Below are 25,089 nucleotides of genomic sequence, written 5' to 3' on the forward strand. Positions count from 1 at the left end.
TTCCTTTTTTGCAAAAGTATACCAAAACTCAATTTAGATCTCAAACAGTTTCTTAATCATCGTTTTCTTCATAAAATCTACCCACTTTCAATATTTATGTATCTAATTTCTAATCCCTAACTTTGATGCGTTAAATCAAGATAAGCACTATTCCTTATATTTACCCCTCCCAAAAGATATAAAAAAACCTCATTCGTTTAATGAATGAGGTTAAAAATCTTGATTGATCAAGCCCTCATCATTAAAAATGAAAATAAGGGCTCAACTTACTGATGGCTTGCTAGTGATAAACTAGCTCGCGATCAATGTCGGGTCCTTCATCTTTAATAATAAGGCTAAATCTTGGCTAAGAGGTGCTGCCATTACGATGTTCATATCTGCATTAATAATTTTCATGACCGCTACCTCCTTACCAAGATTTAATGATTGATTAGAAGTATAGTAATCCTCTCATAAAATGTCAACCTTTCTAATCAAATTAGTTTGCTCTTATTATTCATTAAAGCCCATAAACGTGATGTCTATGGGCTTTAATGACAATGAACATTTTATAAGATAATCAATTTTCTAGGTGCGGTTGTCAATCTTTCGTTTCCTTGGGCGGTTATTAGAAGGTCATCTTCAATTCGAACGCCGCCCACTCCCGGCAAATAAATTCCAGGTTCAACGGTCATCACATTGTTAACTTCAGAAATGTTTGATTTCCAACGGGGGCCAAAATTGGGCCCTTCATGAATGTCCAAGCCAATTCCGTGGCCACTACCATGTTCGTAGTATTTCCCATAACCTTGCTTGGCGATGTAATCTCGCCCGGCAGCGTCGACTTCTTGACCGTTGGCACCTGGCTTAATGACGTCAAACATTAACTCTTGGGCGTTATAGACAATCCGGTGGATCTTTTTCAGTTCATCACCTGGGTCCCCCAAAGCAAACGTTCGGGTACAATCTGATGTGTAACGATCGACGTAGAAACCAAAGTCAACGGTGACCATATCACCCTTTTCCAACTGTTTAGCAGACGCCGATCCATGGGGTAATGCTGACCGATACCCACTGGCGACAATCGTATCAAAGCTGGGCTTTTCAGCACCATGTTCCAACATCCAATTATTTAACCAATTAGATACCTGTCGTTCAGTTTGGCCAATTCGGACATGCTTGATTAACTCGTTAAAACCTTCGCTTGCCAGGGCAGTTGACTTCCGCAAAGTAGCCACTTCATCTGCATCTTTTACCTCACGAAGCTTTTCAACCACGCCATTTTCGGCAATTAAGGCATCGCCAAAGAGCTTACTGAGCGTTTGATAGAGCTGGAAACTAACGGAGGTCTCAAACCCAACTCGTTGGAACTTCGGCCCAGTTAATACTTTATGGGCGACTTCATAGTAATCGCGGGTGATTTCAAGATTAATGTCCTTTGGAAGCGAACTTTCCAATTCGACTTGATAACGAGCATCGGTAATCAGGGTCAAAGAATTCGGGGTCGCCGCTAAGCAGCCATCTCCAGGTAATCCTTGAAAGCCGGTTAAGTATTCCAAACTGAAAGGATTCGTAACGATAAATGCATCCAACCCTAGTTGGGCCATTGTTTTCTGAAAACGACTAATTCTTTGATTCATTCCGACCACACTCCTATCATTATTTTTGCTACTTAATCACTAAATACATATCGCTCATGATCGACCAGCAAGCCAACTGATGTCATCATCGCGACAACCACGATCAGGAAAATCAAGACAACTGTCCAGCTTGACGTCAAACTATGAACGTACCCACAAATCATTGGCCCAGCAGCCGCTAACAGATAACCAAAGGACTGCCCCATGCCAGAAACAGCGGCCGTTTCATTCGGGTCACGAGTCTTCAAATTGAATAAGGTCATCGCCTCACTGAAAGCCATGTTAGTCGAAAGCCCCAGCAAGATGCAGGCCACAACCGCAAACCAGAAACTCACGGTCGCCAGCAATAAGCTCCCCAGTCCTGCAAAAAAGATGACAGCAATCGTCAGGACCATGGTTGACTGCCGTTTAGCCTCACTGATAATTCTCGGAATAATAAATGAAAATGGCAAGGCGGTTATTTGGAGTAACCCCAGCAGATAACCGGCAGTATTCTGCTTAATTCCTGAAGCCATCAAAATCGGTGGCAGCCAGGTCAAAATTGAATAAAACAACAATGACTGTAATCCCATGAAGCCACCAAGTGCCCAAGCTAACGGCCGTTTCCATGGCGAAGTTTGCGTTTGCCCGTGATGATACGATTTCTTCTTATTAGTTGTCATTTTTGACTGGCTGATACTCAATAATACCGCCACAATAATGGCAATAACTGGAATAATTGAAATAAACTGCATCATGACTTGCCACGAAATCCATTGGCTGATAACGGAACTAAAACCGGCTGAAATTGCGCTCGATAACGACATCGCAAAGACGTACATCCCGGTGTAGGTCCCAATTCGCATCGGAAACAAATAAGAAACCAAAGTCGGCGCCAAAACGTTTAACATGGCAATCCCACACCCAATACAAATCGTTCCAATTAGTAATCCCGTAAAAGAATACACGCGGACAAAGTTTCCAATTGCGAGTAACAACAAGTCCGCCATCGTGACCGTTAAAATTCCAAATCGCCGGATAAAAAAGGTAACGGTTGGTGACAATAACCCAAAACAAATCAGGGGGATCGTCGTCAAACTCCCCAGAAACCATTCCGGTAAACTAAATGAATTTTGAATATTTGCTAAAATTGGCGGGACAACTGTAATCGCCGTCCGCATATTTGCCCCAACCAGAAATATGAGTAAGGCACCAAGAAGAACTCGGTGGGACACTGGCGTTGTTTCTTCCTTCATTTAAAATTCTCTCCTCAATTATGAAATTCTACTTCAGTTCTTTCTCTAAAATTCGCATTTTACGCCCCATTTGATCGATGGAGGTACCAATTTGTTGATAACCAAACTTTTCATACAGCCCAATGTGCTTGGTAACGATGTATGCTTTGCGGAAACCAACCTGAGTTAGCTGACTTTCAGCAATGGTGACCAGCCGCTCGCTCAAATGACGACCCCGATAGGCCTCACTCACAAAAACATAGCCGATGAACGGCGAATACCCACTGGCTTTAACAATGTCTTCTTTGACAATTGCACAAAAGCCGACCAGTTGATCGCCATCGGTTAATACAATCACGCGCTCCCAATCCAGGAAGTGATGAGCGATCATCTCATTTGCTAAATATTTACCGGCTGGCCAGGAAACGGCCCCAATTAATTTAGCAAAATGGTGCCATTGAGGATCGTGATCCGCTAAGATAATCTGTTTCAATTTTGGTCTCCTTTCTATAAATTAACTCCAAGTGATTCAATTATAGACTATTTAAAAGGATTTGCGAAAGTTGATTCAGCTATTTTCAAGTCTTGAAGAACCTTTTCAGAACCAGCCGACTATCCTATAATTAGGAATCATAATAAAGCGAGGCGTTCATATGAAGAAAATTGCTGTTTATTGTGGCGCGAGTTCAGGAAATTCGCCCATCTATTCCCAATCCGCAATCCAGTTGGCTGACTGGTTCATTGAAAATCATTATGAATTAATCTATGGAGGTGGGGGTGTTGGCTTAATGGGCGTCATCTCCGATCGAATCTTGAAGCAAGGCGGTCTGGTTCGCGGCGTCATGACAACCCAATTAGTCCAGCGAGGAGCAGAATCCCCTCAACTCGCCTCACTATCAGAATTAATTGTGGTCAAAGACATGTCTGAACGAAAGGCTAAAATGATGCAACTGTCCGACGGCTGCATTGCATTGCCGGGCGGCGTCGGGACTTTAGAAGAAATTATTCAGTCATTTTCTTGGGCAAGATTGGGAGACAACCCGAATCCGTGCGTGTTCTATAACGTCAACGATTACTACCGACCACTCATTCAAATGTTCGATCAGATGGTATCTGTGGGCTTTTTAACTGCTGCCGACAGGAAAAAGGTGCTGTTCTCCGATTCATTACCTGAGATAAAGGCCTTCATGGAGAGCTATGTACCACCGAGAGTCAGGACATATAACAACTGAGCCGAATAACCCGATTAAGCGTTTTTTGATCCGGGTACGCAGAAATCAATTAACGTGACTCACCACCCTATCTGGATTAGAAAAGGCTGCGACAAACGGCTGATCCCGGCCATTTAAGCCAAAAAAGCAATGCATCTAATGTGAATGCACTGCTTTTTTGCAATTCTGGGATCAAATCACCTTTCGTCACAATCTCGTACTCACACCAACCATTCAACTGCATCAAGTGTGTAAGTCCCATCGACCACTGTGATTTCTACATGATGTTCCCCAGTGGATAAACCGGTGAACAGGCTATTTTCCGTGCGGTCTTCAGCCATTTGAGGTTGCATATTCCAAGCCAGGACTTGGTTATCGACAACTACTTTCAAATGACAGTCAGCTTTCTGTTTGCCAATCAATGAAAACCCACTCCCGGCAAAATCAAACGAAACCGTCGTCGGCTGCTGGTCGCTCCCGGTTCCATAGGAAAGGGTGCGATTCCACTTTGTGTTTCCCAGGCCGCAAACGTGATTCCAATCCCCAGTATACGAAATGGCATCGTCAAGATCATCTAAACGGCGAGAAATCAGTGAACTTCCTGTGGCAGCCTTCTTGATGACCAGTTTCTCAATCTGGGTATGATAATAACCACAACCGATTTTTACCCGGCCGCTAAATTTTGGATTATCCGTATCCGTAAAATTGAAAACAACTTTTCCATCAACGGCTGCCTCTAAATTGTTGCCATTTGCAGAAAACCTAATTTGATGAGTTTTCGTTAACGCTAATTGATCGACATGTGCTAATTTAACGACTCGGTCTTCTTTGACCAGCTCGCAGAGGCCGTCTGTGTATAGTTTAAACACATATGGGGCACTCTCAAGTCTACCATTAACATCCGTTAACTCGCGCAAACCAATTCCGAAATAGTTTCCGGTTGGTGAATTCTGAATCGTCTGGTGATCGAACTTCATAGATACATTAACCGCATAATCAGTCCATTTATCGTCACCGATCGTAAAGTTTGGTGCAAACGAGTACTCCCAGTCAAGGGCCCGTTGATCCTCAGTAATCATCTGTTGCAAGACGTTTTTGCCTTTTGACTTGACAATTTCGAATGCGCCACCTTGATCAGCGGTATATCTTGGAGTATTACCCCGCGAACTCAGATAATTGTTAGGATACTTAGCATAAGAGAAATCATCCTCGTAAAGAATCCGGTTGTCGCCATCGATCCCAAGGGTGTAATCGTCGTGGCGGCTTTCAACTCTGTGATAAGCCACCTCATCATCGTTTTCCAAGCTCAAGGTGGTGGCGGTCACAATTGAATGGGGATTCACCACAATGTTTACCATGCCGGCGGTTATCTCAAGCTTTTCCCGGACGCGCTTTAAATTAGTGTCATAGTCTTGATCCGAATTTTCAGGACCAATGCTTTCCCAAACTACAAGTTTCTGATTGGGAGCCAAATTGACATTTTTAATGGCAACATGATACGTTCGAGTTTGCGAACTATCATTCACCATTATAACTGAAAAGTTTTGCTTATCCGGCGCCATCAACGTCAAATAACTGGGTGCCTCCCGATTATGATCCAAGTTTTCAGTTCCACCAACGCCACTGTCACAGGCACTGGTTAGATAACGCCAGGCGCCTTCATCTGCCCAGCCGGCTTTGGCAAAGTCACTAAAATGCTTCATACACTGCAATCCAACATTGTCGACTTCGAAATGGCCAGACCATGGCCGACTAGCTGCAATCAGTTCCTTATGACTGTAGTTGACTCCGGGGTAGTAAGCGGAAACTGCTGGCTGGAAAATATAGAAGCTCCGGCGTGAGTTGACGTAACTCTTGATCAATCGGTTAGCCACATCCAGCCCGCTTTGTTTGCCGCCAATTCCGTCTCCATTTGACGCCTTAACCCGGTATTTGCCAAAGGTCATTGGGGCAATCCCTTCGCTATACCACACTTCATGCTGAAGATCATCTGCCAGCTTGGTGAACGGTTTGTTTGTCCCATCATCAGTATTATAGTGAAATCCAACTGCGGCTACTTTATCCCGTAATTGCTTGTCGGCAATCATCATATCCCCGAAATCGCGTTCATAGTTTTGATCTGCGGCAATGATTTTAATTCGGTTATATTGGTCAATCGGAAACTTAGCTGGAAATGCAGTGCGATCGTTTGCGATTCGATCAGCGAACCACTTGATCCACTGAACCATTGGGTGCTTGGTTTCATTTCGATCTGGATCAACGTAATCAATCAAATACCCATATTCCTGATAGGCAGCAACAATGGTCCGCTTGTACCATTGATACATCGGCTCAAACGCGGATTCCGGCACCAACTTGTCGGGATCAGCGGATTTGACATTCACCCACAGCTTACGCAAGAATCCTGGTTCTCCCCATCTCAATATGGCCGTTTTTAAAGCCGGCTGGAGCTCTTTGGCATCGGCAGCCAGTTGAAAGCCAGCTCCTCGTTTGACATTAGCGGCATCATCGGCACTGCGCATTGTCGCCGGCTCGGTGCCAGAGGAAGTATTGCCATCATCCCCCATTTCCAGCTTAATCATCCTCATCAAAGGATGCTTGCCGCCAAAGAGAATCTGGAGGATTTGATTATAGCTGTCCTCATGTTCCCACTTATAATCCAACAATAATCGTGAGGAATTGTTACAGCTCAGGTAGCCAAAGCCTTTAAATGTATGACCATCCTTGTCATCAAGGTCAAGCTGGTCACCGTCAATTACAAAGTTTGTATGATTCATTTATATGATCTCCTAAAATAAAGTGAGCTGAACAAAGCGGTTAGAAGTCGGAGCGTAAGTCTCCTCAAGCGGAAATTCCGGGTTTGAGAATTTTTGCTTGAGGTGCTTACGTGCAGACTTCTGCTTTGGAAAGCTGTCCTAAAATAAAGTGAGCCGAACAAAGCGGTTAGAAGTCGGAGCGTAAGTCTCCTCAAGCGGAAATTCCGGGCTTGGGAATTTTTGCTTGAGGTGCTTACGTGCAGACTTCTGCTTTGGAAAGCTGTCCTAAAATAAAGTGAGCCGAACAAAGCGGTTAGAAGTCGGAGCGCAAGTCTCCTCAAGCGGAAATTCCGGGTTTGAGAATTTTTGCTTGAGGTGCTTACGTGCAGACTTCTGCTTTGGTAAGCTGTCCTAAAATAAAGTGAGCTGAACAAAGCGGTTAGGGATCGGAGTGTAAGTCTCCTCGAACGGAAATTCCGGTTTTTGGAATTTTTGTTCGAGGTGCTTACATGCAGATCCCTGCTTTGGCAAGCTGTCCTAGAATTACCAGATTCAAAAAGTAGTGGCCTGCACCACTCAATGGGCGACCACTGCTTCAATTAATCACTATTTGTCGGCTTTATAGTCGAGCGGCAAACTGTTCCAACGCTTCCGCAGATAAAATGCGGCCGCTTTTGGCTGGCGATCTCTGGTGAAAATCCCCTTTTTATTACCGTTTACCCGCATATTACCTTCAACGGTTTGGAAGTCTGCCAAATTCCAAGGTTGCTCCCCACGAATAAAGTCGTAGGAATCGAAAACCCGGTTAAACATTTCCAACAATTCAATTTGATATTCTTCGCTCCACATAATCGATGGCAGTTTGTGCAGCCCCGGCTCGGTATCAGCGCCGTATTCTGAGAAGACGATTGGCTTATCAATGTCAGACTTTTGCCACTCGTCCAATTCAGCTCGCAAACCAGCTTCACCGTCAGAAATTTCATATCCCCACTTGTGGTACCAGCCAGGATAGCGGTTGAGTAAGTAAAAGTCTGGGAATTTAAGACACTTGGACGTTTCAAACGTATCGTCTTCATTCAGGGTAAAGGTCCGCGGACGCTTTTCCGGGTCCAGATCAGCACTGTCATTGAACAATTTCGTGAAATATGGAACCGCAGAATCACTGGAGGTATCAGGTTCGTTACATAAGCTCCAGGCCAAGACACTTGGGTGATTTTTATCCCGTTTGATCATATCCTTCACTTGATCAATGTGTTTCTTGTATAAGTCATCAATCCAATCACCATCAAAGAACGACTGATCCAGACCGCCAAGGAAGCTGGCAGCGGCCATTTTAAAGCCAACCGCCGGGACTTCATCGGTAATCAAAATTCCTTCACGATCCGCAAACTTGTAGGCTTGTTCATCATATGGATAGTGTGAACTTCTATAGGAGTTTGCGCCAATCCACTTCATCAAATTCAGATCACGGCGCTCAACGTTTAAGTCGAATGCCCGGCCAGCATAGATACTATCTTCATGACGACCGAAACCTTTTAAGTAAACTGGTTTGTGATTAACCAAAATCTGATGACCCTTAATTTCGATGGTTCGCAAACCGATTTCATCGCTATACTCATCAACCACGGTGCCGCCCTGAACTAGTTTAATCTTAATTGTGTACAAGTAGGCATCGCGAACCTGCCAAAGGGTGGGGTTCTCAACCACCAAGTCGCCCTCTGCGCCGGTTGCAGTCGCCACAACGTGACCATCTTCATCAGCTAAGCTCACTTTGACGTCCGCATTCGAATCCGCTTCAACACTGTAATGAACCGTGGCCTGATCGTTACTGACTTCGTAAGTGGTCGAATAATCTTCAATATTTTCCTTAGGGATTGCGACCAAATGCACACTCCGGTTCAAACCAGAATAGTTGTAAAAATCAAAAAACGGTTTAGCCATCTTCTTGCCATTTTTCAAAGTAATCGTATCCCCGGCCGGCAGTGCATCCCGGTGGAGTTCATTATTAATTTTCACGGCAACCACATTGTCTTCACCCAGCTTAATGGCATCCGTGATATCAGCGGTAAATGGTAAAAAACCACCTTCATGAGACCGAATTTCTTGACCATTCACAAAAATCTTTGCCCGGTGGGTCGCAGCGCCAAATCGAATACCGACCTTTTTGCCTTCAAAATAGTTTGGCACAAAGAATTTTTTCAGGTACCAAAAATCACCTGTATATTCACGAGCGTCTTTATCTGTAAAGAAATCATTGAAGCTGGCAGGAACCGGCATCTTGATTGGATCCTCCAAGCCAGTTGGCCACCCGTTTGCTTCGCCTTCAGATGCAGGGTCAAACTTGAAATCCCAGAGGCCATCCAACTTTTGATCCTCACGATATGCATTGGTAACAGGATATAACAGATCTTTTTCCATTGTGATTGATCCTTTCATGATAACAAATTTAAGTTAAAGTAAACGCTTTCTTTATTCAACAACTTAAGTTTACTATTTAATGGCCGATAGTCAACATATTTTAGTAAAATAAATCGCTAATTTACAAAAACTTTTGTGGTCAAAGAAACATCACACCGAAAATTAATTTGCGCAGCTATTGGCTGGATCACCGATTTGCTGGCTTATGTACTCACTATTTTGATGAGCTCGCAATTTAGTAAAATCCAACGATTAAGATAGTTGTTTAGGATCAAAAAAGGCATCCACTTCAATTTCGAAGGGATGCGTCATTGATTGATCACACTATTATTTTTCATCACGAGTAATAACCTGATTCCAAAATAGACGATTATCCAACTTACCTTGCTTTGATACTAAACGGCCATTCTTTCGTTCGTTGACGCGAACTAAAATATTCTTAAGTGTTTTCATAATCAATTCCTCCTCTTTCAATTCTGTGAAACTTTTAATCTTTTCCTCAACTCTCAGTATAGTAGCCCTGAGTGGCCTTCGTTAAATAATTTGCTTAAAAACTTTTTCATGAAAAAAGCGGCCGGGACATATATTAATTTTTCAATCGATGATCATTCACATAGATCCCCATAGCCACCTAGATAAAAGCTGCGCCAAACGGCTGATCCCGGCCATTTAACAAAAATGACCAACTATTCCAAAATCAGGAATAATTGGTCATTTTCGTTAAATTCTGGGATCAAATCGCCTAATGTCCCAGTCTCTAATTTTTTATCAAGTTAGAAACTGCCTTTGAAAATGATTATCAATGCAGAGGATTAGAGCGGGTTCATTCATCAAAACGCGCTCGGGTTGTTACCGTTTGAGGTGACAGTCTAATTTAACTGGGATCTGCTAACCTAAGTTTCCTGACACCCAGTTTACAGGCTACTTTCCCGTTCCATCAGTTCCGTTGCGATCACCGTCAGTTCAGGGATCTTCTTGGGTTCTTTCATACGTTGGTCAAGCATTTCAATCGCCCGTTCACCCATTAATTCTGTGTGAACGTGAACCGTTGTCAGGGCTGGACTGGTATACTTGGCAATTGCGACATCGTTAAAACTAATCAGGCTAACCCGATTGGGAACATCGATTTTGTTCTGCTGAAGCGCCCGCAAAACCCCCACGGCCATCGAATCACTGCCGATCATGAACCCATGAGGTAATTTCTTCCCCAATTTTTGAATGGCTTGGGTCATCAATGTGTAGCCCGAGTCTGGACCGAACGGGCCTTGGAAGACAAAATCCTCATTGTATAAACCTTTTTGCTTTAAATAGCTATTAAAGGTGGCCACCCGTGGATCTCGAACACCCAATTTCTCAGTAGTCGTCTGTTCTTTACCGGCGATCATGCCAATATCATTAATCCCCCGGTCAATGAATCGGTCAACAATTTTCATAACCGGTGTTTCAAAGTCACTACGGACACAATCGCACCCATACGCTAGATAGTTCTCGCCAATAAAGACAAGCGGCAAGCCGTATGATTGGAGCTCAGTGACTTCTGTCTTATCAAATTTACCAACGGCAATCACGCCACTAAACTTTTTCATTTTATTCTTATCAATTGACTCGTACGTAATCCGCTCAATTGAAGTTCCCAGCGTTGCCGCCCGGTTCTCAATTCCGTATTGGATTTGCAAATAATAAAGGTCGTTTAGCTCTTCTTTATCTGAATGCCATTGAACGACCGCAATTTCTTGATTGGCTTTAGGTGTGTGCTTGGTTCGCTTCTTATACTGCAACCTTTCGGCAACCTCTAGCACCCTACGACGCGTGCCATCACCAACCGACAAAGTATCGTCAAAATTAAGAATCCTTGAAACTGTCGAAATTGAAACTCCGGCTTCCTTTGCCACGTCTTTGATTGTTGTCATCTTACCACCCTAATATTCATCATATTATTAATCCCCAAAAATTCATCCTTAATTTATTCGTCCACCAATACCGTTTTAGTTTACCACTTGTTCAACATCGAATAAACAATTTAAACGTTTAATCTACTAAAATTTTACCAAAAACAAAAAGGCCGTTGCCTAAGTATTTCCTTTAGGTACAGCCTTTTGATGACAATAGTGTAATCGTTCACGATCTAGAATTCCGTCAGAGTTGCGGTCACATCATGATGCTTAAACAAAATTGACAATTGATTGCCCGTCAGTTTTACCTTAGGAATCACTAAGTTACCATCATCATCCAAGGACTCTAACTCTCGATCCCCCAAATAAAGAGAAATCAGAGTGTACTTGCCCGGCTTCAAGACTCCTGTCTGTAATGGAATCTTTGTCTTCGGGAAGTATAAATTTGTATTAGGTTCCGGAACCGATAATTCCGCAGTCAATTCTTTTGACAGACCAACAATTCCAGTGATTCCGACCTCAGTTTTATAGAAGACGGCATTATCTGCGGTGCTTGGGATTTCTTTTTGATAATCCTTACCGTAATCAGGCGCTGCAAAGCTGCCTTCAGCTAAATGCAAGGTCCGTTTGGTATCAATTTGGTGAACCCGGACGTGCCAAGGCATTGCCGGCACAACGTAATTCTTAATTTCAACATCGTCCCAAGGTTTCCAATCAGAATAAACGTAATTATCATGAATTGCGTAATCTTCGTACTTGAAAGCCGTTCGCCACCAGTTGTCGCTTTCAGAAACAGCCAGCGTATTGTCATACGCCCCTTGCTTCAAAAGCGTCGTTCCCTTGGCGGTACTAAAGCCAAAGGTGGTTGAGTAAACGTACTTTTCGTACTTATCTTCCCCATGAGCATGTTCATGAGAGTGCTGACCAGCCGTAAACGATTGGACCTCCAAGCCATTTTGGCTGTGAGCAATTAACATGCGAGGTTCTGGTTGTTTCTTGAGCGCTTCAAATTTAAAGTCGTCGCTTTCCTTAGTTGTCCAGAATGGATCATCGTCCGGTAAGGCGAAGAAGATAAACGTCTTCAACGCCCAATAAGCTGAGGCTGGCCCATTATAGCCTTCCGCAAAGTTCATATTTGGATAGGCATAACCAATTGGAATCAAACCATCACTTTGAAAAATATTTTGCTTAAACCACCAACGCAGGTTGTTCAGCAACAAGTGCTTGATATCACCTAAGCTATATCCGGCTGGCAAATCAACGTGGGCGTATGCATAGGCTGCCCAAAAGGCTGCTTGGGCGAACCGATAATCAAGGCTGCGGCCAAATGGCAGTGCCGCGCCATCCGCTGCAAACCAGTTGGCATAACTTGGAACAAAGGCTTTAGCTCGTTCTTTCAACAATTGGGATTGTTGATTATCGGTATCGGCCAAGCCAACCGTCAGGATCGTAAAGAACTGATAGGCAAATGGAATGTAGTTATCAATCTGGTTGACATAACCATCATACGACCAGCCGTGACCCAGGTATTGCTTATTGGTGATCGCATAGTCGGCATCAATTAACTCGGAATTATCCATATAGCCGGAATCATCGATAAACTGGTTGACCATCGCCCGGAAGAATAACCAATTGGTCTTTGGGATTGTCTTATGGTTTACTTGATCCATCCATTTAACGATCGTCTTCTGCTTTGGCACGGAAAGGTTGTCCCAGAACGTTGCTTTGGTTTCGTATAAGAAAGCCGTCAAGGCACCCATTTCAACGAAAACCTGATCGTAGTCACCCAAGTCGCCGCCCCAATAGTCGGGGGAATCAGGATCAGTCCCGGCAATAATGCCTTGAGTGGTTAGTTCGTACCAATCTGGTTTTTCGTAAATCCGCTTCGGATCACTAAAGAATGGACCCAGGCCCCAAAGCAACCGCATAAAGCCTTCCACTTCAGTCTTATCCTGAATATAAACGGCCCCGCTGTCACTCATCCGAAAACGGCCTTTTCGTTTTTGCTGACTGAGGACTTCCATTGCAGGAGTTAAAATGTCAACCAATGCCGCCTTCACATCGGCTTTACTGCGCAATGGATTTTCTTTAATCTGTTCGTTAAATAATTTCCGTTTCAACTAAAAACACCTCGTATTTCCATCTTCTGTAAGCGCTTTAACGACTTTAGAATACATCCGTTTTTACTAAAACGCAAGGCTGTTTTACTTCTTTTTCCTAAAATAGATTGGGACGAACGGCGATTTGATCCCAGAATTTAAGCCAAAAAAATAATGCATTCCAAAACCAGAATGCATTACTTTTTTAGCTTAAATGGCGGGAATCAGCCGTTTGGCGCATGTTTTGTCAATATAAGAACACAAGCCAAGTGGCATCTATCAACACTTTGCCAACTAATCTTAGATTGTTTTGAAGATCATCACAGGTCAGCTAACAGAAAAAATCTCTTAGATCATTAGATTGTCTGTCTTGAAATTCTTGGCCTATTATTAGCCAATATCTTGGCCAACTCAACGATGCATACAACTGTCGCAATGATACCAGCCGTAAAGAACAGGCTGTGATCAGTTCCGCCCACGTTAATCAGCTTACTAACATATGGACAGAGAAAGTTAGCAGAATTGGTGCTGACCATCAATATCGTCGTTGCGTCATTGCTATATTTTTGAGGCACAAATGACAGTCCCTTCGAAAAAATGAATGGAATGAAGAGACCAAAGCTGAAGCCTACACCAAAGGCACCGATGAGACAGGTCAAAGACGACCCGGCAGCACTAATTGCGAAAACACTCACGGCTTCAATGAAAATTGAAAGTAGCAAAGTAAACTGCTTTGAAACGGCATAAACCAGCCCATAAATCGAACCACCGATTATTGTCCCAATTGATAAAATAACAACGGCACTGGATCCGACGGCCAAGGAACCAAAATTATTATTTAGTATATATGAAGGAAGTTTCACATTAACCGTCATATAAAAGACCATGACAATGAATAACACAATCCAGTAATAACCAAACTGGAACTTAGAAGTTAGGGATACTTTTGTGTCAACTTTCTGGGTATCCTGAATATTTTCATCATCAAATTTGATTTCGGGAACAAATATTAGATACAGCAAGAACAAGGGAATACTAATCAGATAAAAGCCAAATGTCATTTTCCAATTTGCGAACATCAAAATGAGTCCTACTACTAATGCGCCCCCAGCAGCCCCAAGACCCTGAAAGGTATTCTGGAATCCAAGCAGTCTTTCCCGCTTTTGGCCGCTGTATAGACGATCAATCAAACTAATACAAAGAGCGTTGAATAAGCCAATGCCGACTCCCATCAAAGCCCGCCCAATCAATAGAAAACTAATGTTTGGCGCCGCCATCGAGATAATTGCTCCTAAAGCAGTTAACCCTGTTCCAGCAAGAACAATCTTCTTGGTACCAATTTTTTTGATAATGAAACTACTAATCACGATAAATACTGCCATCGTAAACGATGGGATTGTCACCGATAATTCTGCCGTCTCTGCAGAAACGCCAGTAAATTGTTTCATTAATCCCGGAATCGTTGCGGCAGTTGCCCCCGTCGACATCGGTAGTAATGATAATGCCAAAATGGAAAAAGCCACCATTTCAGGCCTTGTTTTCATAATTAATTGCCTCCAAATCAAATCCCACAGCCAATCGGATCGCTCCGATAGTTCCTCATAATCACTAGTATTATAGGGCATAATAGCCATAAGTGATATAGGAAGATGAGATTTTTTTTGATAATGAAAACGATATTATGCTTTCATTAATGATGTAAGCGAAAACAAGCAGTGCCTCCAAAAACCAAGATGCACTGCTTGTTTTATTTAAAGTTTGGAATCAAATCACTTCTTGTCACAGTCTCCCATAAGTCGTCGTCAAAACGAGATGACTTTGATAATCAAATTCTATGGTACTCGATTTATACTGTCATTTTTTACAATGAGGTTCATGGTCGTACCAGTGAAGTCAATTTTTTATTACCACTGATATAATGACCATTTGTTAGTTGAAAACGAGTTGTTGAGCCGTGTTTAACCAACTTTTGAGTTTTCACCAGCTGGCCCAATTTGAGATGCTTTACTTGAGACTTCTTGGAAAGATTAGCATCCCTGTATTCATACAGGCCATGCTTGTTAATCACGTACAACTTACTATGATTACCTTGCCAGTATAGTGGACCGACGTACTTGGAGCTGGCAGTGATGTAATTGCCATTACTCAACTTATAGCGCGTAACGCCGTTATTAGATTTGGCTTTACCAATCACCGTGAAAGTTGGTGCTGTGGTACGACTCTTCACAACAACTTTTTTGACACGATTGTTCTTGATAAAGTTGACGCTCTTATATTGATAGAAGCTCTTTTTGGCATATATCTTAAAGTTCCTGAAAGCCTTCGCATGATTATTTGTGTGAGTGGTTGGCTGTTCAATCGTCGAGCTGCTGGAACTTGAAACTACCGCAGAGGATGCGGTGCTCGAAGAACTAGCATTGGCATTACCATTATTGCCAGAATTATCCGGGTTAACGGGAGTTGGCGTTGGGTTAGGATTTACAGGGGTAAATTGAACGTAGTCGAGTTCGGCAGAGCTTGTCCCTTTCATAAGGGTTAACGTATTTTCACCCTTATTTAATGAAACATTCCCATATTGAAGCACCTTTCTCGTGCCATCCACATTTGGTACCGCGTTTGTCCAGCCCGTCGTATATGGAAAGACGGCATCCTTTAGAGGAGCATTATTCAGTGTCACCTTATCAGAAGCATTTTGTTTATCCTTGTTACCATTTGCATAGCCGATTTCTAATTGATATTGACCAGCAGAAAGTGCATTTGCTTTGAAAGTGACACCACTTTGATCACTATCGATTGTGCCAACAAATTTATCTCCTGATGCATAACTCCCCTGATAAACTTTAGCAGTTCCAGAAAGGGTGCTATTTTCTGCTTCTACTCGAATTGGATCACTTGCTTGGGGTTGTGTGTACTGTAACTGAGAAGTCGTTGAACTGCTATCAGACGGAGTTACTACTAACTGATAACCATTTGCGGCCTTTAAATCCTTTACAGGGACCGAAGCACTCCCATTTTTGACTGGAACAGTTCCTGTCACAATTGTCTTAGGATTAGTAACGGCAGTATCAACCCCATTCCAAGGGGTTTCTTTTACTTGAACGGTTGCTGATTTAGCAAATTTGGAAGTATCCAAGTTATTGATATTCACTGTTGCATCACCCGTAGTACCGCCAAAGATCACTGAGGTTTGGCCCTTGTCGCTAGTTGTATTTGCGACACTGGCTAAATCACCGTTTGTATCAAATGTACTCGTCTTGTCAATTTGTCCCGACATATCGCCATACCACTTGTACAGCCAATAACCACCGTTTGGTTTCTGCTGGTCCGTTAACAAGTTATCCATTCGCCCGTAGTTGTACCAAAATGCGATACATGAGCTATCAAGTTCAGAAACATTTTCAAAGTTTTGAATATAATGAACCATCAAACCAGGAACACCTGTCTGTTGAGGGGCACTGTATTCGTTGATGCTTACCGGGAGATGCTGAATTCCCAGACTATCTTCGATTGCATCTAATTGTTTAACATGATCAGGGAATGAGGCAGCAGTTCCATCCTCTAATTCGTGCCAACAAATAACATCAGGCAAGGTCTTATTCTTTTTTGCGTTGGTCAAGAATCCGGTAATCCAATTTTTGTCCCAATGTTCAATACTTGGTCCGACAATTCTGGCACTTGGATCAATCTTTTTAACTTCGTTGTATGTGGCATTCCACATTTCGTAATATTGGTCCATCGTTTTGCCACTATTACCAACGAAGGTCCAGTTTGGCTCATTCCAAAGCTCATAACCATAAATATCGTTAGCATAACCCGATGATTTGGCCTTTTGCACCATTTCATCGACACTGGCTAACCAGCTAGCCTTGTCCTTTTCAAAACCGGCATTTGTTGTGTAATTATATGGGAAATTTTTAAAATGATCCGGTAATCTAATAATTATCTTGCTGCCAACCTTTCTAGACAGCGATGCGACATTCATAAAGTCACCAGCTGGTGGCAAACCATTGGGACTTTGTTGGCCACCCGGAGGAGCCTGCGTAAATACTTTCGGTTTAATCCCTGAAAGTAGGTCGGTGCTTGGCGTATTGCCATCTGACATTGCATATAAGCCACCGGAAGCAACATGAGTTGTTGATTGGCGAACAGCCGTTGTCGTGTCAACGTTAATTTGCTGGGTATCTGCCTTGGAAACGATACCTGAAAACCCGGCCGTCGCAACACCAATAGCAGCTGCAGCCAGCAATGTCACAATTTGTCTACCTTTGTTCATATGTGTAACCCTCTTTACTAATTAGTTTTCAACCTCAATGTTTGTTGATTTCAAAATTTCTGATGCCTACCGTAACAAAGTACGTACCTCAATTCGCAAGAGTAAGCGATTGCATTTCCAAACAAAAGGGGAATCACCAAAAAGACGTATCTTTTCAGTGATTCCCCCGAACCAAATTATTCAGTTAATCAATCTCGATTACTTATTCAGCCAAACCCTCATTTGACCATTCTCACGGTTAGCCCATGCATAGTATGGAACCATCGTAAGTTCAGCAGATTCAGTTTCTACTGGCTTGCTTGCATCAACATAGAGTGGTGCATTTTCGTCATCGATCTTTTGACGTTTAGCAGCAACTTTCACGACTCCAACACCGTCTAAGAGTTTCTTGTCAAACTTGTATTCAGTCTTAGCGCCTGGGGTAACTTCATAAAGTGAAAGTGGTGCTTGGTTGTCAGTTTGTTCTGCTGCGTAGACGATTGGGCCACGTTGGATGGCAACCTTATCAAAGTCATCGCTAACCCGGTTGCTTGCACGCATTACCTTAACATCCATATCAAGCTTCAAGTCAATGGTTAATGATTTGTCATCAACATCAAGATAGATGAAGCCGTCTTCTACAGGTAAGTCCTTAGCAGAACCGTTCACTTCCAGGTCAAAGTTAGCTGACCAACTTGGAATTCGGATACCTAACTTGAATGACTTGTCGTTAGGATTCTCGATTTCGTAGTGAATGTCACCGCTCCATGGGAAGTGGTTAGTTTGAACAATCTTCAAGCCGTCATCGAATTCAGCTTCGTTTGAAATGAATTGGTGTGACAAGATTGTGTCGCCGTTAACGGTGTACAGGTACTCATCAACAGATGCAATCAAACGAGCCAAGTTGGCTGGGCAGCATGCACAACCGAACCAGTCGGCACGATGAGTCAACACGTGTGATTTACCTGGGTTACCCTTTGATGCAGCTGGGTCAGCTTCAAGTGGGTTCACATAGAAGAAGTGCTTGCCATCAAGTGCCATTCCGCTTAAGGCGCCGTTGAATAATTCTTTTTCAAGAACATCCCCATACTCACCTTTAGCATGAATATTTAACATTTGACGAGCAAAGAATGACATTCCAACTGAGGCACAAGTCTCACCGTAGTCAGTATCGTTTGGCAGATCGTAATCGTAGGTAAATGCTTCACCAGTGGTTGTTTGACCAATGTTTCCAGTGATGTACATTTGACGCTTAACGATATCGTTCCAGAAACGATCACAGGCTGCAAGTAAGTCCTTGTCGCCAGTGTATCGAGCAACGTAAGCCATTCCTGTGCAAAGATAGACAACTCGAACTGCGTGGCCGTGAGGAACTTTTTGGTCTTTAATTGGTTCAGCGGCCAAATAATACTCACGAGGGAAGTCACGCATCCCTGGAATCAGGTCACGGTCAGGACTATCCCCGTCGGCTTTAATTTGTTTTTCAAAGAATGCTGGATCTTGGCCCCGTTGATTCAAGAAGTAGTGAGCTAAGTCAAGATAACGTTTCTCACCAGTTTCTTCATACAAACGTGAAAGGGCAAGCTCAATTTCTGGGTGACCATCATAACCGTGAATTTTGCCTTCTTCCAGGCCAAAGTTCTTGTCAATGCAGTCAGCCATTCGTTTAGCAATATCCAAAGCCTTTTCGTTACCTGTTTCATGATGATAAGCAACACCGGCTTCAATATAGTGACCCATCGTGTAAAGTTCGTGAGATTGTTGCAGACGCTTGAATTTACGTTCTGGGGCATCGATTTGGAAGTAAGTTGACAGATAACCGTCATCTTCTTGAGCATCGGCAATTAAATCAATCAAGTTGTCGGTGATCTTCTTCAAATCTGGATTTGGATGATACCCAAATGAGTAGGCAGCAGCTTCCAACCACTTGTAAACATCAGTATCCTGGAATGGAAAGCCATAGTGGTGACCCTTCATTTGACCAGCAGCAATCTTCAAGTTGGCAATCGCATGACTGTTCTTGTCTTGACCGTTGTTTTGGGGATCTTCAGAAATCGAAATATCTGCTTCATCGTTCATGACTTTCCATTGATATGGAAGTACTTCCTTAACGACGAGTTCACGATATCGTTTCCAAAAGTCTGAAGTAACTTTAACCTTATTCAATTTTGGAGTTGTATAAACTTGCATAGTACTCTTTCCTCCTAAAGTGTTAGTCCATTAACTTAATACAACATTATGCTTGTGCAGCTTTTGCATCTTGGGCAGCCTTGGCGTTACGTTCTGCAAGGTCAGCCTTAACAACTGGTTCATGTCTTTCCCACTTACGGTAAACAATCATTAATACCAAACTGATTGCGTAAATGATAATTGGAACCCAAACGAATGTGAAGCTGATTCCTGAAAGGCTACCTGCGCTTTGAACTTTGTTTGCAGCGTTGAAGCCAAAGCCTTTGAGAATCATTGAAGCAATGAATGAACCAAAGCCTGAACCCATTTGGATACAGAATGAAGCACCAATAGCAGTTAAGAATCCGTTGGCACGAACGCCGGTCTTCCATTCACCAAAGTCAACAGTGTCACCAACCATGGCGAAGAACATTGTGCAGGCAGAACCAGAACCGATACATGCAACACACCAGCCAATTAAAGCAGATGTGACGTTTGAACCGGCAAAGCCAATCCAAGCTTGGCCAACCATTGTCATCAATAAGAAGAAGACGGTTGTGCCCCATTTGTGCATGAACTTAACGAAGAATGGAACTGAAGCCATTCCGATAACCTGGATAATTGTGAAACCATTAAAGAATGAAATTAAGGTCTTGCTGCTCATGTTGTACTGGAAGTAGTAAGGCATTGATGAGTTACGAACAATGAAGGCAGTCCAGTAAGCCAAGTTGGCAACAACGATCAAAACCCATGGCCAGTTACCCTTAGTGGCTTTCAAACTTTCTTTAATTGTGATGACTTTTTCGTTTTCAATATTCTTTTCACGCATATCCAAGAAGGCAACGATCAAAAGAATGAAGGCAACGATTGAGTAAATTCCAACAGCTAATGACCAACCTTTTTGGTCGTTACCGCCGCCAAGTAAGCCGGCAAATGGAATGATAAAGGTTACGGCGAAGAAGTTACCAACGTTACCAAGAACCAAACGAATTGAGTTGGCTTGCATCCGGCCATCAGTACTTGAAGTTAAGTTAGGAAGTACTGAAGTGATAGGAGTTGACATAGCCGTGTATGACAAGTCAGCCAAGATATACATAACACCAGCGTAAAGAACTTTCATTGTGCCGCTCAATGCTGGGGTTGTGAATAGCAACCAAACGAAGACGGCAAATGGTAATGACATCCACAAGAACCACGGACGACTCTTACCATACTTACTGTGGGTGTGGTCAACCAGGATACCCATGACAGGAGCACCAATCGCATCAAAGATACGACCAATTAATAGCAGGACACCGGCTGTTCCAACTGACAAGCCGAAAACGTTCGTAAAGAAGTAAAGCATGTACGAACTGATAATACAGTAAAGCAAGTTACCAGACATATCCGTAAAGCCATAGGTTACTTTTCTGTGCCATGGCAATGTATCGTTGGCAAGTAATGCCTGGGCACTTGCCGTATTTGAATCTACATTTGCATTTGAACTCATGATGAAAACCTCCGTTGTATATATAGAATTTATCTAACCGCTTTCATTTGCGGAAAAAATAAAAAATATAGCTGAATCGAAATTTGAAGGATTATTCTCAAGTAGGTGAGCTCCTAATTGTTGAACTAATCATTCTCATGATTTTCAACTTCCTTTCCAAATGGATTCCTCCGTCCAAGGAACCATTTCCTATTTACAAGTTAAATAGTAACCGTTTTCAAAACAGAAAAAAAGGGCTATAATAGCAAAAGAGGTGATACAATCCGACCAGTTGCTATTATTAGCCATTAATAAGTCGCTTGTGAAATGCCTTTATGTACAATTTCATGATATCTGGTGTTCATTTCCGACATTTACTTAGTTGATTCTTTTATGTATATTTGGTGACCATTTCCGACTAAGCTTTAGGAGGGTCTTTATTATGTTATTTTCCACATTTACACTAGAAAAAACACTTCTATATTACAAAGGAGGCGAATTTGTTGCTCATGGGCCTTGGCGCCATCGCAGAATGTATCATAAGGGTGACTATGAATTGATTTTGTGTATTAAAGGGCCGGTCTATCTCCAAATCAATGACCAGCGCTATACACTCCAACCCCACGAAGTCTTGATTGTTCCGCCATTTACCACATTCTATGGGTATCAAGATTCCCCAAATGACGTTGATTTTTACTGGCTCCACTTTTTCTCACAGCACAAAGAAGATGCTGTGAATTCAGACGAAGATGTGATGACGGCGGAAGTGAAGGCTAAGCAGAGTAAGAAACGCAAAATTTTCTTACCAATGTATTTCAAGCTCCATGATTATGAAGAAGCAACCATTTTAATTCACCAGATCTTATCGATCCACAACGAGCTATCCTTTATTGAAGAGCGAGATTACCTCGTGTCTGCCCTATTAATTCAGTTGTACAAGTCTTACTTCAATCGCCCCGATGCTAGTGAGGATAGCACCCGCATCAATTACATGAAAGAATGGATTCGGGCCAATATGTCCAGCACCTTAACGGTCGCCGAAATCGCTGATCGGGTTCATTTAAACCCCGATTATCTGACCAGGTTGTTCAAACGCTGCACAGGAATGACAACGCTTCAATATTTAAATCACGTCAAAATTGAGGTCGCCACTTTATTGCTTGTTCGAACGGAGATGCCAATCAAACAGGTTGCGGATAATTCATACTTCAATGATCCCAAGGTATTCATGCGACGCTTTAAGAGTGAAATGGGGCTATCGCCAAGTGAATACCGCAAGTCTTACAATTTGATTCACCTGAACAATCCCCACGTTGACCCACAAATCCCAATTCCAAAGCGGATTGCTGACTCAATTGACTATATCCCAGAAAATGGTGATATTCCAGAATAGGACAGTTGCTAGAACCCACTCATTTAAAGATAGGAGAAACATCAATGAAATTTTTAAGAACAAGATTTGCCGGCCAGTCGATTCTTTCCTGGTTTTTCCAAATTATTTTGATTGCAATTGCTTGGCGGGTTAGTACCCATCAGATGCCAAATAATATTACAACAATTACAATTACAGCCGTAGTATTACTGCTAATTTACTGGAGTTTTTCATTAGATCGCAAAAAGGATAAATCTAAGTAGAAATCCTTCTGTAAACCCTCTATTCGTGTTAGTATCACGAGTGAACACAATACTTAAATGAGGGTGAAAAAGTATGAAAATAAACCGAAAATCCGGTTTGGCAATTTTGGGATTGGTCGCAGGTGGAATATTAATGGGTAGTTCTATTAATGCAAACGCCGCCCTTTATCCTTCAAGTAATTTGCCAAAAACCGACATGGTTGATGTTTCCAGCTGGCAGGGCAATTTAACTGCCGCCGATTATCAAACCCTGGCCTCAAACGGGGTTAAAGCCGTCACGATTAAAGCCTCAGAAGGAACGGGATATGCGAATCCATACCTTTCCCAACAGGTGCAATACGCCCAACAAGCCGGCTTAAGCATCAATTTTTATCATTTTGCTCACTTTACTTCGACTGACCAAGCTCAAGCCGAAGCTCAAAACTTTATTAACGCTGTGAAATCAGTGACAAGCTCGACCAACGTTGTCATGGTCACCGATTTTGAATCAAGTGAACTGGCACAAGTGTCAAAAGCTGACAATGATGCCAACCTGGCAGCATTTGACGCCGCACTGAACCAAGCTGGTTACAATAAGACTGATCTGTACACGATGGCCAGTTGGCTTGGCGTCCACGTTGATACCAATGCCACAAATGCTGGCTGGATTGCTGATTATCCGAACCAACCCAGCGGCTCCAAATATCCCAACGCCAATGCCTGGCAGTGGGCATCTGATTACCGCTTCCCAAGTATCAACCAGAATCTGGATGTCAGCTCAATGAATAATGATTACTACTTAAATTCAGGAACCGTCAATACATCAGGGGCCGCCACGTCGTCTTCCTCAAGCAGTAGCAGTGCCACAAGTTCATCGAGTGCATCCAACACGACGCCAACTTCCACCCATGCATCAAAGAAGCCCCAAGTTGTCTTGGTACCTGGTCCATCAGCTGGCAAACAATATTCGGCTTCGCGGTCTGCATCGGTTAAGTTGGTTTGGCGAAAGAATATGGGCAGACATTACTATACAACAACCAAGGGTGCCCGTTATTCCAAGCATCTCGGCACTCGTTATGGTTATAATTCAGCATTACCAAACGTTACCTGGGTCACCGATGCGCATGAGAAATTATATAAGAAGAATAGCGGTCATTATGCAATTTATTATCATGTAAAGAGCACCACAGGGAACCATGGTGGCTGGATTTGGAGAGGCTATTTGAAGTAGAGCGCGACGAGCCCTGGGTGATCCCGGAGCATAAGTTAAAGGGTCCAATGGTGAACGCCTTTTGTTCATCGTTGGACCCTTTAGCTTATGCAGTAGGGATCAGGGGCGTCGGAGCGCGTTTACTCCATGTAATGGCAAATTACTAGGTGCTGCGGTCTTGGATCGGTACATCAGACACATCGAATAGACAAGTTCTAAAATTAACGTGAAACTGGTGGTCATGGACTTTTAATTCGATCCTGACTACCAGTTTTTATTTTGGTCTATTTTCTTACCAAATTATCTTAAATTCAATACACTCACTTGATTCAAAATCGATTTGGAATTGCCATCACGTTTCAATAGTGATTTTTCGTCAGCAAATTTCTGAGCCTCTACCGCTCACAATAATCATGTTCCAACGAGCAATCATTCCCGGTACTCCAATAAATCACCAGGTTGACACATCAACGCCTCACACAGTTTATCAAGGGTCGAAAATCGAATGGCCCGAGCTTTGCCAGTTTTTAAAATTGAAATATTCGCCATGGTAATGCCAACTTCTTTGGATAGTTCCGTAACGGACATCTTTCGTTTTGCTAACATCACATCTAAATTTACAACAATTGCCATTTTCTCACCTCACACCGTGTACTGACTTTCAACTTTTAACTGAGTCGCTTTTTGCAGCAGCTTTTCAAGAATAGCGGCAAAAACTGCAACAACAAAAGGAATCATGGCAATAACTGTCATAATGATAATCATCCCCGGCGCATCTTCAACATCCGCAACCCAGTAAATCATCGGCAAAAACAGCAGGTAGCACACGCCCATCCCGCCGACCGCATACTTGATTTGCTTAATTGCGTGGAGTGCCTGACCGGAGAAAACATTATCCCGATCAATTAATTGTAAGATTCGATAGGCATACCCTTCAGCGATATAAAAGAGAATTGCTGACAAATAAAGGCAACCGGTGAAAAGGTAACGGGTCAACACAATTTTTGGGTAAGTATAGCTGAGTTTAATCAAGACGTTTGGGAACACCAGCGCGCAAAAGAACAGCACAATGATGCCAATGGCAATTAACGCCATCTTTAAAAATAATGTTTTAATTTTCAAAATGTGGCCTCCGATTATTTATTGACTTTCAATAAATAATAATCG

General features: G+C 42.8%; 18 protein-coding genes. 4 read left to right on the forward strand and 14 right to left on the reverse strand.

Going from position 1 to position 25,089, the window contains the following annotated elements; translation table 11 throughout:
* Nucleotides 1-548 precede the first annotated feature (548 nt).
* From FD12_RS12640 to FD12_RS12650, 3 genes are read right to left on the reverse strand one after another with little or no spacing between them, the layout of a single operon-like run.
* Complete coding sequence (locus FD12_RS12640; protein WP_054748321.1) at nt 549-1,619, reverse strand: M24 family metallopeptidase; 1,071 nt, start codon at nt 1,617-1,619, stop codon at nt 549-551.
* Nucleotides 1,620-1,651: 32 nt separating this feature from the next.
* On the reverse strand, nt 1,652-2,854 hold the full coding sequence (locus FD12_RS12645; protein ID WP_082622273.1) for an MFS transporter: 1,203 nt from the start codon (nt 2,852-2,854) through the stop codon (nt 1,652-1,654).
* 28 nt (nt 2,855-2,882) lie between these two features.
* Nucleotides 2,883-3,326, reverse strand: coding sequence for a GNAT family N-acetyltransferase (locus FD12_RS12650; protein ID WP_054748319.1), 444 nt, complete (start codon nt 3,324-3,326; stop codon nt 2,883-2,885).
* Nucleotides 3,327-3,486: 160 nt separating this feature from the next.
* On the opposite strand from FD12_RS12650, the gene FD12_RS12655 reads away from it, so the two are divergent.
* The gene (locus tag FD12_RS12655) at nt 3,487-4,065 is read left to right on the forward strand and encodes an LOG family protein (RefSeq protein ID WP_054748317.1); all 579 of its coding nucleotides are present in this window, start codon (nt 3,487-3,489) and stop codon (nt 4,063-4,065) included.
* A gap of 200 nt (nt 4,066-4,265) precedes the next feature.
* Here FD12_RS12655 and FD12_RS12660 read toward each other — a convergent pair whose 3' ends face one another.
* The 9 genes from FD12_RS12660 to FD12_RS12695 form a co-directional block, all read right to left on the reverse strand.
* On the reverse strand, nt 4,266-6,821 hold the full coding sequence (locus tag FD12_RS12660; protein ID WP_056983384.1) for a glycoside hydrolase family 30 protein: 2,556 nt from the start codon (nt 6,819-6,821) through the stop codon (nt 4,266-4,268).
* Nucleotides 6,822-7,406: 585 nt separating this feature from the next.
* Entirely contained in the window at nt 7,407-9,218 is a 1,812-nt protein-coding gene (gene uidA / locus FD12_RS12665) for a beta-glucuronidase (RefSeq protein ID WP_056983385.1), read from the reverse strand.
* 327 nt (nt 9,219-9,545) lie between these two features.
* Entirely contained in the window at nt 9,546-9,671 is a 126-nt protein-coding gene (locus FD12_RS14325) for a hypothetical protein (protein WP_263862423.1), read from the reverse strand.
* A gap of 461 nt (nt 9,672-10,132) precedes the next feature.
* On the reverse strand, nt 10,133-11,128 hold the full coding sequence (locus FD12_RS12670) for a LacI family DNA-binding transcriptional regulator (protein ID WP_054748315.1): 996 nt from the start codon (nt 11,126-11,128) through the stop codon (nt 10,133-10,135).
* A gap of 215 nt (nt 11,129-11,343) precedes the next feature.
* A complete protein-coding gene (locus tag FD12_RS12675) occupies nt 11,344-13,230 on the reverse strand; it encodes a DUF2264 domain-containing protein (protein ID WP_056983386.1) in 1,887 nt (628 codons plus the stop codon).
* Nucleotides 13,231-13,565: 335 nt separating this feature from the next.
* A complete protein-coding gene (locus FD12_RS12680) occupies nt 13,566-14,753 on the reverse strand; it encodes an MFS transporter (protein WP_054748313.1) in 1,188 nt (395 codons plus the stop codon).
* A 329-nt stretch (nt 14,754-15,082) separates the two neighbouring features.
* The gene (locus FD12_RS12685) at nt 15,083-17,482 is read right to left on the reverse strand and encodes a DUF5776 domain-containing protein (protein WP_056983387.1); all 2,400 of its coding nucleotides are present in this window, start codon (nt 17,480-17,482) and stop codon (nt 15,083-15,085) included.
* 198 nt (nt 17,483-17,680) lie between these two features.
* Nucleotides 17,681-19,651 carry a glycoside hydrolase family 127 protein gene (locus tag FD12_RS12690; RefSeq protein ID WP_054748302.1) on the reverse strand — a complete coding sequence of 657 codons (1,971 nt, stop codon included), beginning with the start codon at nt 19,649-19,651 and terminating at the stop codon, nt 17,681-17,683.
* A 46-nt stretch (nt 19,652-19,697) separates the two neighbouring features.
* Entirely contained in the window at nt 19,698-21,119 is a 1,422-nt protein-coding gene (locus tag FD12_RS12695; RefSeq protein WP_056983388.1) for an MFS transporter, read from the reverse strand.
* 421 nt (nt 21,120-21,540) lie between these two features.
* On the opposite strand from FD12_RS12695, the gene FD12_RS12700 reads away from it, so the two are divergent.
* From FD12_RS12700 to FD12_RS12710, 3 genes are all read left to right on the forward strand, one after another.
* The gene (locus FD12_RS12700) at nt 21,541-22,491 is read left to right on the forward strand and encodes an AraC family transcriptional regulator (protein ID WP_056983389.1); all 951 of its coding nucleotides are present in this window, start codon (nt 21,541-21,543) and stop codon (nt 22,489-22,491) included.
* A 44-nt stretch (nt 22,492-22,535) separates the two neighbouring features.
* Nucleotides 22,536-22,733 (forward strand): hypothetical protein, encoded by a 198-nt coding sequence (locus FD12_RS12705; RefSeq protein ID WP_054748300.1) that lies wholly within the window; start codon nt 22,536-22,538, stop codon nt 22,731-22,733.
* 73 nt (nt 22,734-22,806) lie between these two features.
* Nucleotides 22,807-23,943 (forward strand): GH25 family lysozyme, encoded by a 1,137-nt coding sequence (locus FD12_RS12710; protein WP_054748297.1) that lies wholly within the window; start codon nt 22,807-22,809, stop codon nt 23,941-23,943.
* 408 nt (nt 23,944-24,351) lie between these two features.
* Here FD12_RS12710 and FD12_RS12715 read toward each other — a convergent pair whose 3' ends face one another.
* Together FD12_RS12715 and FD12_RS12720 are read right to left on the reverse strand one after the other, a co-directional pair.
* Entirely contained in the window at nt 24,352-24,555 is a 204-nt protein-coding gene (locus FD12_RS12715; protein WP_054748295.1) for a helix-turn-helix domain-containing protein, read from the reverse strand.
* A gap of 9 nt (nt 24,556-24,564) precedes the next feature.
* Entirely contained in the window at nt 24,565-25,044 is a 480-nt protein-coding gene (locus tag FD12_RS12720; protein ID WP_225427283.1) for a DUF2975 domain-containing protein, read from the reverse strand.
* Nucleotides 25,045-25,089 lie beyond the last annotated feature (45 nt).

Source organism: Lentilactobacillus rapi DSM 19907 = JCM 15042 (assembly GCF_001436255.1).
Taxonomy (GTDB): Bacteria; Bacillota; Bacilli; order Lactobacillales; family Lactobacillaceae; genus Lentilactobacillus; species Lentilactobacillus rapi.